Raw genomic sequence first — 15,177 nt, forward strand, 5'->3', positions numbered from 1 at the left:
TTAAGCAAATAACGTTTTAGAACCGAGTACAACCGGGGCCGCTGCACCTGTGACTGCAGGGTGGTTCCCCGGTCTTTTATGCTCATAGCACCAACCTAACCAGGCAAATGCCATTGCCTCAACCCATTGAGGGTCAACTCCAAGCTCTTGCGTCGTTCCACATATCGTCGAACCGAGGCGCTGGGTGATTTCTGTTATGAGCAGCTCATTGTTGGTACCGCCTCCGCAGAAGTAAACCTGTTCAGGCTTCGTGGGTAAACCGTTAATTTCGTTACTTAGCGTTTCGGCAGTGAGTGCGAGCAAGGTTCTTTGAACATCTTCAGGTGTGTAGTTCGCTTTGAGAAGCGGCTCTAAATACGCCAGGTTAAACTCTTCACGGCCAGTACTCTTTGGCGCTTTGCGAGAAAAGAATGGATGTTGTAGTAACACATTTAACAGCTCTTCTATAACCTTGCCCTGACTCGCTAAGTGGCCATTCTCATCGTAGCTTTTGTTTGCATTGCAGTGTTGTATCCATTGGTCCATCAAGGTATTGGCCGGGCCTGTATCAAAGCCGAGCAGTTGTTGCTGAGGACCTAACCAAGTGATGTTGGCAATGCCACCTAAGTTAACAATAGCGACACTTTTCTCCCGTTGCGCGAAAATGTGCCTGTGAAACGCCGGGACTAATGGAGCGCCCTGACCGCCGGCAGCAACGTCTTTGCGGCGAAAGTCATGTATGACGTCTATTTGGGTGTTAAATGCCAGCCTGGAAGGGTCACCTAACTGTAGCGTGTAAGGCGAACGATGACCGGGTTTGTGACGAACGGTTTGACCATGACTGGCTATGGCGGTGACATTCCCAGCCGGCACTTGAGCCTTGCTCAGTAACTCGTTTACCGCAACAGCAGAGTGCTCAGAAAAAAGTACATCCAACTCAGCGAACTCATCGGCACGCCATTGGTCACTCACGCTAAGCTGTAAGAGCCGATTACGCAGCTCAATTGGAATAGGGAAGCTAAGGGATGTATGTAGAGCAGGCTTTCCGTCAGCGTCTATCTGAACCAGCACGGCGTCAGTCGCGTCCATGCTGGTTCCTGACATTAAGCCAACATAAAGCTCGGACATTATCTCATTGCCAAATAAACACGTTTATTGTCGTTCAATACTGCAATAATTTGGTCGGCTTGCTGGCGGAATGCCGGTAGTTCTGACTCGGCTAGAGACTTCGCCTGTGGCAGCTCCACTGTGCGAGGGTTTCTGTGAACGCCATCAACCAGGAATTCGTAATGTAAGTGAGCACCTGTTACCCGGCCTGTTGCGCCGACACGGCCAATTACCTGGCCTTGTTTAACGCGATCGCCTGTTCTGACATGCTTGCGACTTAAATGTAAGTATTTCGTCGTGTAGCGTTCGCCGTGCTGCACAAAAATGTAATTACCATTTAAATGGTTATAGCCAGCCTGAACGACTTTACCGTCACCAGAAGACATAACCGGTGTGCCCGTTGATGCTGCGTAGTCAATGCCGTTGTGCGGGCGCACACGGCCGGTCACCGGATGCAGGCGACGCGGGTTAAAACTTGAGCTTATATAAGTAAAGTTAACCGGCGAGCGTAAAAATGTTTTACGCATTGCACGCCCATTTGGCGTGTAATACTGGCCATTGTCATGCAATATGGCCTGGAAGTGTTCGCCCCGGTTGACGAACTCGGCGGCCAGTATTTTTCCGTAGCCAACAAACTCTCCGTCGACGTAATGCGTTTCAAATAACACACTGAACTCATCGTTTTTGCGTAAGTCGAGGGCGAAGTCGATATCCCAACCGAAGATGTTGGCGATACGCATAATTTGGTTATCGGTCAGTCCGGAGCTAATACCGGCATTCCAAAAACTAGAGTCAATTACCGCGTGTGCAAACTCGGTTCGTACTTCAACGTCTTTAACTTCAACTTCCGCGACGAAACTGTCTTTTTGGCGCGTGATAATGAGTGTGTCGGTACCGTTAATGTCGTGCGTTAATTGAACTAGCTTCTCATTTGAGTCTGTCGCGAAGCGCAGCAGGTCGCCAGGGTGTACCTTGCGCAGCAGCTTGGCTTCTTCACCCGACTCCGTGACGCGGTAAAGCTCTTGTGCGCTAAAACCTAACTTACTGAAAATGTCGGCCAGATTATCGCCAGACTTTATTTGATAAGTTTGCCAGTACAGTTCTTGTGTGGTGCTTTCTTCATTGTTGGTGTTGTTATCAAAGGCCAGTTCCAGCTGGTAGCGCTTACCCGGAACAAGTTGGTCAACGGAGGTTGTATTTTTAGATGCCGTTGCTGGCTCTGAAGGAATCACCAACAAAATTAATAGAGCAACACTAATCGCGCTGATTAGTATTTTATGAGAATGCGGAAGTTGCAGGAACATCCGCTTCATTTGAGAAACTACTTTCAATGTCATATTTAGCGCACTTTAGAACAAACTTTCTTTATTATGGTTACCTATGTAAGCGATACAACAGGGTGTCTCGTTTACGACCTCAGAATAACCTTATGGTTTCGAGGATAATACGAAAAAACGCAGAATACCAGTTTCTGAGCTTAAAACAGTGTTAAGAATGACGTAAAATAATGGGTTTGACCGGGTAATCGATGGAGAGGTTTGATGAAAACAGAAGTGGCAGAGGCTATTGCTGAAATTACACGTGGTGCCGAGGAGGTACTGCTGGAACAAGAGCTGGCAGAGAAGCTGGAAAGCGGCAAGCCCCTGGTTGTTAAGGCTGGTTTTGACCCCACTGCTCCTGATTTGCATTTAGGTCACACGGTGCTTATCAATAAATTGCGGGTGTTACAGGACTTTGGCCATAAAATTGTTTTCCTCATTGGTGACTTTACCGGCATGATTGGTGATCCAACGGGTAAAAATGTGACTCGTAAACCCCTGACACCGGAAGAAGTGGCTGCTAACGCTGAAACCTATAAAGAGCAAGTGTTTAAGATTCTGGACTCGGAAAAGACAGAGATTCGCTTTAACTCGGAGTGGATGTCGAAAATGGGGGCTGCCGATATGATTAAGCTGGCTGCCCGTCAAACCGTTGCTCGTATGCTTGAGCGTGATGACTTCAAAAAGCGCTACCAAAACAACCAGTCTATTGCGATTCACGAATTTCTGTACCCATTAGTTCAGGGCTGGGATTCTGTGGAACTGAAAGCGGATATCGAACTCGGCGGCACCGATCAGCGTTTCAATCTGCTAATGGGTCGCGAGCTGCAAAAAGAAGAAGGTTTGCGCCCCCAGACCGTCATTATGACGCCGCTGCTGGAAGGTTTAGATGGCGTGCAGAAAATGTCGAAGTCGCTGAATAACTACATTGGTATTACTGAATCCCCCAACGATATGTTTGGCAAGATTATGTCGGTTTCTGATGAGTTGATGTGGCGTTACTTTGATCTTTTAAGTTTCCGTTCCATTGCTGAAATTGATGGTTTGAAAGCGGATGTAGCAGCGGGTAAAAACCCACGTGATGTCAAAGTACTGTTGGCGAAAGAAATTATTGCGCGCTTCCATTCAGACGACGCGGCCGACAAAGCAGAGCAGGACTTTATTCAGCGTTTTCAGAAAAACGCCCTGCCAGATGATATTGAAGAAAAAACGATAGCCGTCGGTGCTGACGGCATGGGTATCGCTAATGTGCTAAAAGAAGCCGGGTTAGTTCAGTCCACATCGGAAGCATTGCGCATGCTCAAGCAAAATGCGGTGAAGCTGGATGGCGAGCGTTTTACCGATAAGAACTACGTGTGCACAGACAAGGACTCGGGTGTTTATCAGGTCGGTAAACGTCGCTTTGCTAAGCTGACGCTGACAGCCTAAGCTGACACTTCCCCGAATAAAGAAAACGCCGGGTACATCAGTAACCGGCGTTTTTTTATGCTTGATGGTTGAGTGCGAATTACACTCTGAAGCTCTTAATGGAGTCTTGTAATTCGTCAGCAAGTTTAGCCACTTCATTGGAAGCCTGAGCCGTTTGTTTAGAGCCTGAAGCGGTTTGCTCGGCAATAGAAACAATCGACTCCAGTCGCTCACTGATATCGTGCGCCGTACGGCTCTGCTCTTGTGCTGCGTTAGCAATGTGGTTACTGCTGTCAGAGGCTTGATGCACCGACTCGGTAATTGATTGTAATGCCTGAGCTGCCTCGTCTGACTGCTGAACGCTCAGCTCTGCCTGTTCGCGACCCCGGTTCATTACTTCTACCGCGCGCTTCGAGTCAGTCTGTAAGTTCTCAATCATGTCCTGAATTTCTTCAGTAGACTCTTGAGTACGACTTGCCAGGGTTCTGACTTCGTCTGCAACCACCGCGAAGCCTCGGCCTTGCTCACCGGCTCGTGCGGCCTCAATAGCTGCGTTTAGAGCCAGTAAGTTGGTTTGGTCAGCAATACCGCGGATAACATCCAGAATGCCGCCGATGTTACTGCTGTTTTCAGACAGTTGATCGATAACCTGAGAGGCGCCCTGAATTTCGTGAGCCAACTGCTCAATGGTAGAGCGGTTCTTATCTGAAATTTGACGAACACGCTTGGCCTCGTCATCAGAATGCTGAATTTCACGAAGAGCTTGATCCGCGCCGTCTGCCATTTCACTGGCGGTATTGTTCATTTCTTGAGTTGCCGTCGCAACTTGCTCAATTTGACGGCGTTGCTCATCGATGGCGTTCGTGGTTTCGTCTGACACATTTGAAGACTGCTCAGCTGCCGTTGCCAATTGCGTGGCGCGGTTTGCAATGCCTTCAATCAGCTTACGCAAGTTAACCGTCAGTTTGTTCGTATTGGTGGCAAGCTCACCGAACTCATCCTGCGCATCATAGTCAACACGCTCAGTTAAGTTACCTTCAGCCATAATATTCAGCATATGGTTAACGCGGGACAGCGGACGACTGATGCTGCGCACAGTCAGCCAGGAAATAAGTACGGCCAGCGCAATGGAGATAACCGTGATAATGCTGTTGATCCAACTGCTGGTAGAAATTGAATCCGCGGCTGAGTTACGACTGTCTTCGGCGATATTACGGACGCTAGTCTGCAACTCGTCGGTTTGCGTCATTAACGTATCTGACTGCTGCTGCGCTTGTTCGAGGGCCCGACCCGCATCGACTCGGCGTTGCTGACGTATAATAACATTGTTTGGATAAGAGCCTGGACCTTGCAGTTTATCGATAGCGTTACGAACAGTCGTTACCGCATCGTCGACCATTTGTTCTGCACTACCCGTTGACTCATTGTCTAATGCTTCGAGACGCGGGCGAATGCTGTCTATATTTATATCAATTTCGCTTTTAATAACATTAGCGGAGTCGAGGTCACCGGCTTTGTTTAAATCATACATTAAGGTAATTAAACTGGATAAAGATGACTCTATGTTGCTGGCTTCACGCGAAACCACTTCGTTATTCGACATGTCCATTGTGTCGAGCAGCATGATAGCGGCATCGTCGATGTTAAAAGCAATTTCGTCAAGCTGTTCAGAGGTGGTGCCGCGAAGCTCTAAGTATTCACGCTGATAGTTAAAGAGTTGGTCAATGAGGTCAACGTACTGAGTGACTGACGCTTCTGTACCGTTTATGAGCGCACTTTGACCTTCGCCTTTAATTAATTGCTGAAGATCATTCAGGGAGCTTACCAGTGACTCACGCGACGCATCAAATTCACCGCGATAGGAATCAATAGCTGATAAGGACTCTGCGTAATAGGCTTCAAGTTGCAGACTGGCAAGTTCGAGTGTATCGACCTTAATGGCAGCAACTTCGTTCAGCGCTGGCATGGCTTTGTCGTTAACGTTGTCGACGGATGAGCCTATACTGTTGATGTTAAACAGTGAACTCAAACTGATGACGAGTAAGAGCAGGGTGATGATGGCAAAGCCACCAATTACTCGCATAGCAACCGTTATTTTCATGAAATTTACCTCAGCACAGCAATGATTATATTTGTCTTCTAAGCCTTAAACGCATTTTGATAATAAAAGTTATCACTATTAAGGTCATACAGCGTCATATATTGTCCCCAAACACATCCGGTATCTAACGCAACAATGTCCTGGCGATGGGTTTTGCCCATTAATGCAGCCCAATGTCCGAATAATAGCCGATAGTTGTTGCTTGACCAAAAGTTAAACCACGGCTGCAAGTCATCCTGCGACGAATGTTGATTCGGATCATCCTTGCGAGTTAAATCAAGTTCACCATTTGGGTGACAATAACGCATACGCGTAAATGCGTTCACTATAAAACGGTATCGGTCGAATCCGCTAAGACTTGAGTCCCATTTTGAAGGCTTATTACTAAACATGCTTTTAATAAAGTGTTCAAAGTCAGTGCTTTTCAACGCATCGGAGACCTCGTCAGCGTGAACTTGAGCTTCATCGACAGACCACCAGGGGTAAATACCCGCGTGTGAAACCACATTGGATTCACTTAATTGATGCATCAACGGTTGGTTTCGCAGCCAGTCTACCCAGTCTAACTGCTCGGATGCGGTTAAAATGCCGTTGAGCTTGTCGTTGCGTTTCGCTTCTCTATGGCCCAGCAGAACAGCGACCAAGTTAAGATCGTGATTGCCCAGCACTGAGTGAACCGAGTGCTCATTCGTATAGAAAAAGCGCAGAGCATCAACCGAGTCAGGGCCTCTTGCAACGATATCACCAACACACCAAAGCTGGTCCGTGTTATGACTGAAACCGACGGTTTCCAGTAACGCCATGAGCTCGCGATAACAACCTTGAATGTCACCGACTACGTAAGTGGCCATAATTAGTGAATAATATTGGGAATAGCGAGACGAAAAGACGGGATATCCGCCTTAAACTGGTCGCCGTTTTCATCGAGCATTAAATAATGACCTTCCATAGTACCAATGGGCGTCGCTAAAACGGTACCACTGGTGTAGCTGAAAGACTCACCAGCCTTTAAAATCGGTTGTTGTCCGACAACACCGTCACCAGCGACTCGGGTAATCTTATTCTCAGCATCGGTAATGCGCCACTCCCTTGCCAACAATTGCACTTGTTGAGCTGTCGAGTTCGTAATGGTGATGGTATAGGAAAACACATATTGCTCAGACTCGGGCGAAGACTGTGCCGATAAGTAGTGCGTATTGACTTCAATCTCGATAATGCCTGCCATAAATTACTCAGCCTGCTCGGTTAACCAATCTGAAAGTTTGCAATAGTCCTGGACTGACAGCGCTTCTGGTCTCGCTGATGGGTCAATGCCCAGCGACTCTAACTGCTCAGCGGGTATCAGCCCTTTGAGATTATTTCTTATTGTTTTACGACGTTGGTTAAACGCTGTCAAACACAAACTGTGCAATTGTTTGCGGTCTTTAACCGGGTAGGGACTGGTCTTATAAGGCGTTAAGCGAACCACCGCTGACTCTACTTTTGGCGGTGGGGTGAACGCCGAGGGGGGCACATAGACAACTGGAGTTACCTCACATGCTTGCTGCACACCGACGCTAATGCGACCGTAGTTTTTTGAGCCTGGCTCTGCCGCTAATCGGTCAACCACTTCTTTTTGCAGCATAAAATGCATATCTTCAATGCTGTCGGCAAATGACAGTAAATGAAAGATAAGTGGTGTCGATATATTGTAGGGCAAGTTCCCAAACACACGAGCGGGTTTTTCATCGGTAAATTGACGAAAGTCCGTTTTAAGCGCATCTGCTTCTATAACGTCCAGTTTTTGGTTCAAAAAGGGGTGCGTACGCAAGCGCTCAACCAAGTCTCGGTCAATTTCGACAACTTTCAAATGACCACTACGGTCGGCCACTGGCTCGGTCAAAGCGGCCAGGCCTGGCCCAATTTCAATCAAGTTTTCACCGGGCTCCGGATTAATGGCATCAACAATTTCTTCAATAATGCCTTCGTCATTTAAGAAGTTTTGACCGAAGCGTTTACGGGCACGGTGTCCCAAGTGAGTTTGGGAGTGGTTTTGGTGTTTACTCATAATAACTTGCGTTTGCCATATCAATAGCGGTTTGTATTGCCAAGCGGCAGCTACCGTCGTTTATATTGCCAGTACCCGCTAAATCGAGCGCGGTACCATGGTCAACTGAGGTTCGAATGTAGGGCAGGCCGAGCGTAATATTGACCGCTTGTCCAAAGCCTTTGTACTTTAAAACCGGCAGACCCTGATCATGATACATGGCAACAACAGCACTGGCATCATCTAAATATTTTGGCTGAAAGATGGTATCAGCCGGGTACGGACCGTGTAAGTTCATGCCACCGGCATTGAGCGTTTCGATAACCGGAGCAATGGTTTCTATTTCCTCATGGCCTAAATGACCGGACTCACCGGCATGCGGGTTTAAGCCGCAAACTAAAATTTTGGGCTGAGTTTCGCCGAATTTTTGGGTTAAGTCGTTGTGTAGTATCGTCAGGATGTTTGTTAGTCGTTCTTTAGTAATTGCTTTAGAAACGTACGCCAAAGGTATGTGCGTGGTGACTAAAGCGACGCGTAGGCCCTCTGTTGCCAGCATCATAACAACGTCGTTACAGTCTGCTTCGTGAGCTAAAAACTCAGTGTGTCCGGAAAAAGCGACGCCGGCCTGATTAATCACCCCTTTGTGAACAGGGCCGGTCACGATGGCATCAAATTCACCCGATAAATTGCCATCGGAAGCACGTTTCAAACAATCGACCACATAATGACCATTGGCAACGGTCAGCTCACCAGCCGTCACAGGCTCACACACAGGTAAATGCTCAACCCATAAATGACCGGCCTCGTGCTTAGGCACTTTTTGGCCTTTTTGGTACTTATGGAATGTCACTGGCAAGTTCAGAAGTTCTGCTCGCTCGCGCAGCATATTTTTATCAGCGCAAACGACAACAGCAGCCTCCAGGGGCTGCTGCGCCACTTTCAATATTAAATCCGGGCCAATCCCGGCGGGCTCGCCCGGAGTAAATATCAGCGTTGGATAACTCACTCAGCAACCCGTCTTATGTAGGCTTGATCGCGCATTTCCTGTTGCCAGTTGTCCAATTCTTCACGGAACTTACGGCTAAACAACATCTGATAAGCACGTTCTTGTTTGCTTTCGTTGGTTGCATCGGTCGTGCGTCTGTCTGTCACTTCCACTATATGCCAGCCAAACTGAGTCTTGAATGGCTCACTAATGGTATTCGCTGGAATGGTTTCGACTTTTTCTTTGAATTCAGGTGCGTACTTATCCGGTCGTGCCCAGCCTAAGTCACCGCCACGCGAAGCAGAACCTGGATCAGAAGAGTGCTCTTTCGCTAACTCTTCAAACGTTTTGTTTCCGGCAGCTATTTGTTCGCGGAACGAATTCAGCATTTCCTTGGCTTTATTGTCGGACAAAATAACAGACGGCTGAATCAGAATATGGCGTGCTTTGACTTCTTCAACTTCAACGGTTTGCTCGCCGCGTTTGTCCTGAACTTTCAGAATGTGGAAACCAACACCACTGCGAATAGGACCAACGACATCTCCGGCTGATTTTCCTTCAACGGCTTCAGCGAACAACGTTGGCATACTATTAATTGTCATCCAGCCCATGTCACCGCCGTCTAATGCCGCCGAGCCTGACGACGAACGTATTGCCAAGTCAGAAAAATCGCTTCCTTCGTCCAGCAGTCTTAACACGGTTTCAGCGCGATCTTTCGCTTTTTCCAGCTCGCTTTGCGATGAATTAGAGTCTGCGGAAATAAGAATATGTCCCAAGCGGTATTCAGTTTGAGTGCTTTGGTTACTGTCTATTAGTTTAACCAGGTTATTGATTTCTTGAGGCGTAATAGAAACACGTTGCTGAACGGCCGCTCGCTGAACCTGCTGAATGGTAATTTCGTTGCGAACATTTTCGCGGTAGCTCGCCCAGCTAACGCCGTTGTCAGCCATTTTCTGGCGCAGCTCATCGACGGTCAGGTTTTGCTCTTGAGCAATGCCGTTAATGGTTTGCTCGAGTTGTGCGTCACTTACTTCGATACCCATGCGGTCAGCCATTTGTAGCTGAATTTCCTGCAATATCAGTCGCTCAATCGCTTGGGTTTCCAATACTTCGTCGGAGGGGGCGTTAGCAGAGTTGAAGTTGTTACCTGCTTTTACCTGTTGCACCAGTTGGTCAATTTGGCTTTGTAATACAACACCGTCGTCAACGACGACAACAACCCGGTCCAGAAGCTGCTGTGCCTGAGTTGTGTTACTGACCAGCAATGGCGTTGCCAAAAGCATTGCCGTTGCAAAAAAAGCTACCAATTTTTTCATTCTACCTACCACTAGTTACTGAGATAAAAAGGACGGCGATAACCGTACGTACTTTTCTCGAGCATATCTATCAGCCCCCGATTATCAGAGGCTAAACCGCTAATAATAAATTGTATGCTAATACCGTTGTCAAACTCGGTGTCAGCGTTAATCGTCGCATTGTTAAAGGCCGGTTCAAGATCACGATTTATTCTTCGATAAGCACTGACGCGAACAGCCCAGCAGCAATTGCTGTATTGGACGCCTACCATAGCATCATTTACCCGATCGTGTGTTAAGTCGTAAAATACATTTGCTGCGACTTGCCATTGTTTACTGGCAGCAAATACGGCCTGAGTACCAATTTGTTCAATGTCGTTATTTAAAATATTAGTCGCTTTACGGTGACTGACCTGCACTAAGTTGCTGCTGTTTTTTCGATACTCCAGTGCGGTCTGACTCTTACGTGTGCTATTAAGTTCCGTATCGTACTGGATAGAACTCTTTAGTGACCATTCGTCGGTCATTGTCCAGTTTATATCGGCAACCCATTCACTGTTGCTGGAAGTGAATGTCGGCTCGTTCGTTTCATCAATGAGAAGCTCTGTTCTACTGTCTTCGATGTTATATATTTGGCCGAGGCTGGCTCTTAACACTTCGCGCTCGCTATCCGTGAATAGACTGGTTGTGAGTCCGTATGTTACCTGATTCGCTTCCGCAATCCGGTCAAGCCCCGAAAAACGGCGGCTGCGAAATAGACCGTAATAGTCGTCTTGTAATAATGCCGTGTCGTAAATGCCGATGTTCTGTTGGTTTTCGTAAGGCACATACAAATACTGAATTTGCGGTGACAGCGTTTGACGGTATCCGTCGCTGGTTTCTCGCTCTAAATGCAGCTGAGCTTGTAAACGTAATCTCGGTAATGCCCGTGTGACATCGTCATCTAGTCGGGCATCGTCGCTTTGCTGGCGGTAACGAGTAAATAGGTAAGACAGCTCTGCTTCAGTGTCAAAAGCGGGTTTTTCATAGCGATATTTAACGCTGGGCTCAACGTGGGCACGAGTCGCATAATTACTGGCCTTGTCTTGGTTCTGAAAGTAGGTCAGTTCAGTGTATAAGTTAGTACTAAAACCCGTGAATTTGTTTTGTTCATAACTCAGACTGATTTGCGGTAGTGTTCTATATGGACTGAGATAATCACCCAAAATCTCGTAGTCTTCGGTTCGGACCTGAGCTGTCCAGTTTTCGTTGATGTAATCAAGCTGAGCCACTCGGTATAGGTGGGTATCTGCGCGTCCAGCGAAGTCGCTGCCAAAATCATTTAAGTAGTTATCGTCACTGATTTGCGTACCATCCAGGTACAGGCTTAATTGCTCATTAAATTGCGTCTTGTGCTGAACATGCCAAAGGTAGCGGCTTTCTTCGGTTGCGATAGCACGGTCATTATTTAAGTATTCCAGATTTAATTGGCCTGCGCTCTCTTCAAATAAATAGCGATACTCTCCGGAAAACATCGTGCCGCGTTCAGACATATAGATGGGCGCTATCGTGGCGTCCATATTCGGCGCTATATTCCAGTAATAAGGTACTTCAACCTCGAAGCCATTACTAGAAGACGAGTCGAAAGTTGGGTACAGGAACCCTGTTTTGCGCGCGTCGCTTATTGGAAAGTTGAAGTAGGGCAAATAAAGAATAGGAACGTCAAAGAGCTCAAAACGTGCGTGCCAGGCCTCACCAAAGTCACTGTTCTCGTCTATTTCAATCCGCTCTGCGCGTAGCTGCCATGCGGGAGTTTCGCCGGGGCAGGTGGTGAAGCTGGAGTCTTGCAGCAGTACGTTTTGCTGCGATAAATACAGCAGTTCCGCGTGCCCACGGGCGTTGACGTTGGTCAGCCTGTAGTCACTGGAGTACAGCCGGGCCTCATTACTGTTTAAGTCTAAAAACAGCGATTCGCCACTGACATTTAAGTAGCCATCGCTGAAGTTAATACCATTGCTGGCCTCAATTTGACCTTTTTGCTGATCGAGTGTTGCTGCCTGAGTAGATAGCCATTGCCCGTTGTGCTGGATAATGACGTTACCCTCAAAGTAAGCTTTGTCATTTGATAAAATGCGTGCAGATTGAGACTCGACACCGATTGCGCCGGCTTGTATTGCTTGCAGCTGCAAAGACTTATCGGCAATGCTTTCAACAGGCGTAACCTGACATACCAACGGTTGAGATACTGAATTTTGTGGCGTTGCTGATGCCAAACCTGAAAGAGATAGTAGCAGGACAGGGAGCAGCGACGTTACTGTGGTAAGTCTAAGCAACAAATGAGTCATCCGTTTTGGTCGTTGTTAGCATTATTGTATCTACGTAAAGGGCAATATAATAAAGCAATTTTGTTTGTTTCGCTATTTGATACACTGCAAGTTTTACGCGTAGAAAGTATATTTCTGGAGGGCATTTTGGAAGATAAACGTGAACTGGCTCTGCGAGCTTGGTGTGAGTTGCAGACTGGCGTAACACAACCAACGTTGGAAGTGGTCTCTGGAGACGCTAGTTTCCGCCGGTATTTTCGCGCAACCAATGGACGGGAAAGCCTTATTGCCGTTGACTGCCCTCCTGATAAAGAGCCGATGGAACCCTTTTTAGCGGTCGCAGAAGCTTATCGCGATGCCGGGGTGACAGTTCCGGAAGTGGTGGCCGCTGACACTGAGCATGGCTTCATGTTGCAGTCGGACTTTGGTCAAATTTTGTTGCTGAGTAAGCTGCATGAGCGCAATGCACGGCAGTTTTATGGCGATGCGCTAGCGGCGCTGCCTCATATTATGGACGTGACTAAAACTCGGTTAGGTGCTTTGCCGAAGTTCGACCAGGCGTTACTTGAGCGCGAATTGGGACTTTTCAAAGACTGGTTGCTGGGAACTCATTTGAATGTTGAGTGGCAGCCCGATGATGAACGAATTTGGACTCGTTTTTGCGACATAATGATAAATAATACGCTGGCGCAGCCTCAAGTTGGCGTGCACCGCGACTATCACTCCAGAAATTTGATGCTGCTGAATGATGATCGCATTGGCATTATTGATTTCCAGGATGCGGTCGTGGGTCCTATTACCTATGATGCGGTGTCGCTGCTACGTGATTGCTACATCGAATGGCCGGATGAATTGGTCGATGAATTAAGTAATACCTTGCGTCAGCGTTTGATAGACAGCAACCGATTAGCGGCACAAACGGATGAAGCTCAGTGGCAACAGTGGTTTGATTTAATGGGTATGCAGCGGCACACCAAGGCGGCAGGAATATTTGCCCGCTTAGCTCACCGTGACAAGAAGCCGGGATACCTGCAGGACGTCCCCAGAACTCTGGGGTATCTGGAACGAATTAGCCAGCGTTACACTGACCTGAATGAATACAACGTTTGGTTGAATGAACGAGTACTACCGGCGTGGGAGCAACAATGAAAGCGATGATTTTAGCGGCGGGTCGCGGGCAGCGCATGCGGCCACTCACCGATAATCAGCCGAAACCGTTGTTGTCCGTTGCGGGAAAGCCTTTGTTGGCCTATCACTTAGAAAAACTCGCCAGCGCTGGTGTTCGGGAAGTGGTGATTAATCATGCCTGGAAAGGAGAGCAAATAGAGCAATTCGTTGGTGACGGTTCCGAATGGGAGCTGCAGGTATCGTTTTCTCCAGAGCCGGAGGGCGGACTGGAGACCGCTGGCGGCATTATTCAAGCGCTACCGTTATTGGGAAATGAGCCGTTCTGGGTGATTAACGGGGATATTTGGACGGACTGGGATTATTCTGAACTGCCGAAAAGCCTACCGGATGACATGCTGGCGCATCTGGTCATGGTTGATAATCCGCCGCATAACGCTGATGGCGACTTTGCCGTTAAGGATGGCTACCTGACAGAAAAAACGCAGGATTCGAAAACTTTTGCCGGCATTGGTCTGTACCGAAAAACCTTGTTAGAACCTTATCCTGAAGGGAAGCACCCATTAAAACCATTTTTTGAAAAAGCGATGGCTGAGCGAAAAATTCTGGCGTCTGTTATGGACGGCTTGTGGACTGACGTGGGCACTCCCGAACGGCTGGAGCAACTGAATCAACAAGTAGGAAAACAAAAATGATTTGGGGAAAAGTAATAGGCGCGTTGGCTGGGTTTGCTTTTATGAAATGGCCGGGCGCAATTTTAGGTGCGTTGGTCGGGCATTGGTTTGACCGTGGTATGGCTCAGGACTTTTCTAAGCGAGGTGCCTGGGGGCGTTTTTTATATGGTGCAGAGAAAGCGGCCGGCGATGCGAATTTCATTTATACCCTATTTGCGGTGATGGGGCATGTCGCCAAAGCAAAAGGGCGAGTGACCGAGCGCGATATTGCACAAGCGCAGTATTTAATGCAACAGCTAAAACTGGACACCGATGCGACCAAAGAAGCACAGGATGCCTTCCGTGAAGGCAAAGAAGCTACCTTTCCGCTGCAACAAGTAATGAAAGACTTCAGCGCATCATTTTATGGCAACCGAGATGTGCTTCAGCTCTTCATGGAACAACTGATAGGCCTTGCTCTGAATGATGGCGTACTGGATAAGACCGAACATGAAGTACTGGTGGATGTGGCAAAAGCGCTAGGCTTCACACGTTTCCAACTTGATCAGTGGTTGATGATGGAAAAAGCGGCGTTTCGTTTTCATCAGCAGCGTCAGCGCAGTCATGCGGGAAGTGGCGGGCGCCAGTCGTCGACGAAAAACGATTTAGCAGACGCTTACCAAATATTGGGTGTGACTGAGAAAAACAGCAATGCAGAAATTAAAAAGGCATACCGGAAATTAATGGCGCGACATCATCCCGATAAGTTAGCGTCGCAGGGGCTTCCCGAAGAGGTGATGAAGCAGGCACAGCAAAAAGCGAGAGATATCCAAGCGGCTTATGAGCAGGTAAAAGAGCACAGAGATATTCGCTAATT

Annotated in this window: 13 protein-coding genes; 4 read left to right on the forward strand and 9 right to left on the reverse strand. The window is 47.8% G+C overall.

The features are described 5' to 3' along the window. A complete protein-coding gene (locus tag CEW91_RS02025; protein WP_088767437.1) occupies nucleotides 1–1,107 on the reverse strand; it encodes an anhydro-N-acetylmuramic acid kinase in 1,107 nt (368 codons plus the stop codon). Further along, nucleotides 1,107–2,423, reverse strand: coding sequence for an OapA family protein (locus CEW91_RS02030; RefSeq protein WP_088767440.1), 1,317 nt, complete (start codon nucleotides 2,421–2,423; stop codon nucleotides 1,107–1,109). The genes CEW91_RS02025 and CEW91_RS02030 overlap by 1 nt, the downstream gene beginning before the upstream one ends. Nucleotides 2,424–2,627: 204 nt before the next feature. On the opposite strand from CEW91_RS02030, the gene tyrS reads away from it, so the two are divergent. After that, a complete protein-coding gene (gene tyrS / locus CEW91_RS02035; RefSeq protein WP_088767441.1) occupies nucleotides 2,628–3,833 on the forward strand; it encodes a tyrosine--tRNA ligase in 1,206 nt (401 codons plus the stop codon). A gap of 79 nt (nucleotides 3,834–3,912) precedes the next feature. On the opposite strand, the gene CEW91_RS02040 is transcribed toward tyrS, so the two are convergent. The 7 genes from CEW91_RS02040 to lptD are packed head-to-tail and all read right to left on the reverse strand — an operon-like array spanning nucleotide 3,913 to nucleotide 12,543. Continuing rightward, nucleotides 3,913–5,913, reverse strand: coding sequence for a methyl-accepting chemotaxis protein (locus CEW91_RS02040; protein ID WP_088767442.1), 2,001 nt, complete (start codon nucleotides 5,911–5,913; stop codon nucleotides 3,913–3,915). A 38-nt stretch (nucleotides 5,914–5,951) separates the two neighbouring features. Then, a complete protein-coding gene (locus CEW91_RS02045; protein WP_088767443.1) occupies nucleotides 5,952–6,764 on the reverse strand; it encodes a symmetrical bis(5'-nucleosyl)-tetraphosphatase in 813 nt (270 codons plus the stop codon). A 2-nt stretch (nucleotides 6,765–6,766) separates the two neighbouring features. Further along, nucleotides 6,767–7,138: a Co2+/Mg2+ efflux protein ApaG gene (gene apaG / locus CEW91_RS02050; protein WP_088767444.1), complete on the reverse strand. Its 372-nt coding sequence runs from the start codon at nucleotides 7,136–7,138 to the stop codon at nucleotides 6,767–6,769. Nucleotides 7,139–7,141: 3 nt separating this feature from the next. Continuing rightward, nucleotides 7,142–7,960 (reverse strand): 16S rRNA (adenine(1518)-N(6)/adenine(1519)-N(6))-dimethyltransferase RsmA, encoded by an 819-nt coding sequence (gene rsmA, locus CEW91_RS02055; RefSeq protein ID WP_088767445.1) that lies wholly within the window; start codon nucleotides 7,958–7,960, stop codon nucleotides 7,142–7,144. Beyond that, entirely contained in the window at nucleotides 7,953–8,945 is a 993-nt protein-coding gene (gene pdxA, locus CEW91_RS02060; protein WP_088767446.1) for a 4-hydroxythreonine-4-phosphate dehydrogenase PdxA, read from the reverse strand. The genes rsmA and pdxA overlap by 8 nt, the downstream gene beginning before the upstream one ends. Beyond that, nucleotides 8,942–10,240, reverse strand: a complete 1,299-nt coding sequence (gene surA, locus CEW91_RS02065; protein ID WP_088767447.1) for a peptidylprolyl isomerase SurA — start codon at nucleotides 10,238–10,240, stop codon at nucleotides 8,942–8,944. Before surA ends, pdxA begins: the two co-directional genes overlap by 4 nt. 11 nt (nucleotides 10,241–10,251) lie before the next feature. Then, a complete protein-coding gene (lptD, locus tag CEW91_RS02070; RefSeq protein WP_088767448.1) occupies nucleotides 10,252–12,543 on the reverse strand; it encodes an LPS assembly protein LptD in 2,292 nt (763 codons plus the stop codon). Here lptD and CEW91_RS02075 point away from each other — a divergent pair. The 3 genes from CEW91_RS02075 to djlA are packed head-to-tail and all read left to right on the forward strand — an operon-like array spanning nucleotide 12,535 to nucleotide 15,175. Continuing rightward, on the forward strand, nucleotides 12,535–13,671 hold the full coding sequence (locus tag CEW91_RS02075; protein WP_232507007.1) for an aminoglycoside phosphotransferase family protein: 1,137 nt from the start codon (nucleotides 12,535–12,537) through the stop codon (nucleotides 13,669–13,671). The two genes, lptD and CEW91_RS02075, sit on opposite strands and share 9 nt — an antisense overlap. After that, nucleotides 13,668–14,342 carry an N-acetylmuramate alpha-1-phosphate uridylyltransferase MurU gene (murU, locus tag CEW91_RS02080; RefSeq protein WP_088767449.1) on the forward strand — a complete coding sequence of 225 codons (675 nt, stop codon included), beginning with the start codon at nucleotides 13,668–13,670 and terminating at the stop codon, nucleotides 14,340–14,342. The genes CEW91_RS02075 and murU overlap by 4 nt, the downstream gene beginning before the upstream one ends. Continuing rightward, nucleotides 14,339–15,175, forward strand: a complete 837-nt coding sequence (djlA, locus tag CEW91_RS02085; RefSeq protein WP_088767450.1) for a co-chaperone DjlA — start codon at nucleotides 14,339–14,341, stop codon at nucleotides 15,173–15,175. The genes murU and djlA overlap by 4 nt, the downstream gene beginning before the upstream one ends. Nucleotides 15,176–15,177 lie beyond the last annotated feature (2 nt).

Source organism: Idiomarina piscisalsi, from assembly GCF_002211765.1.
Classification (GTDB): Bacteria; Pseudomonadota; Gammaproteobacteria; order Enterobacterales; family Alteromonadaceae; genus Idiomarina; species Idiomarina piscisalsi_A.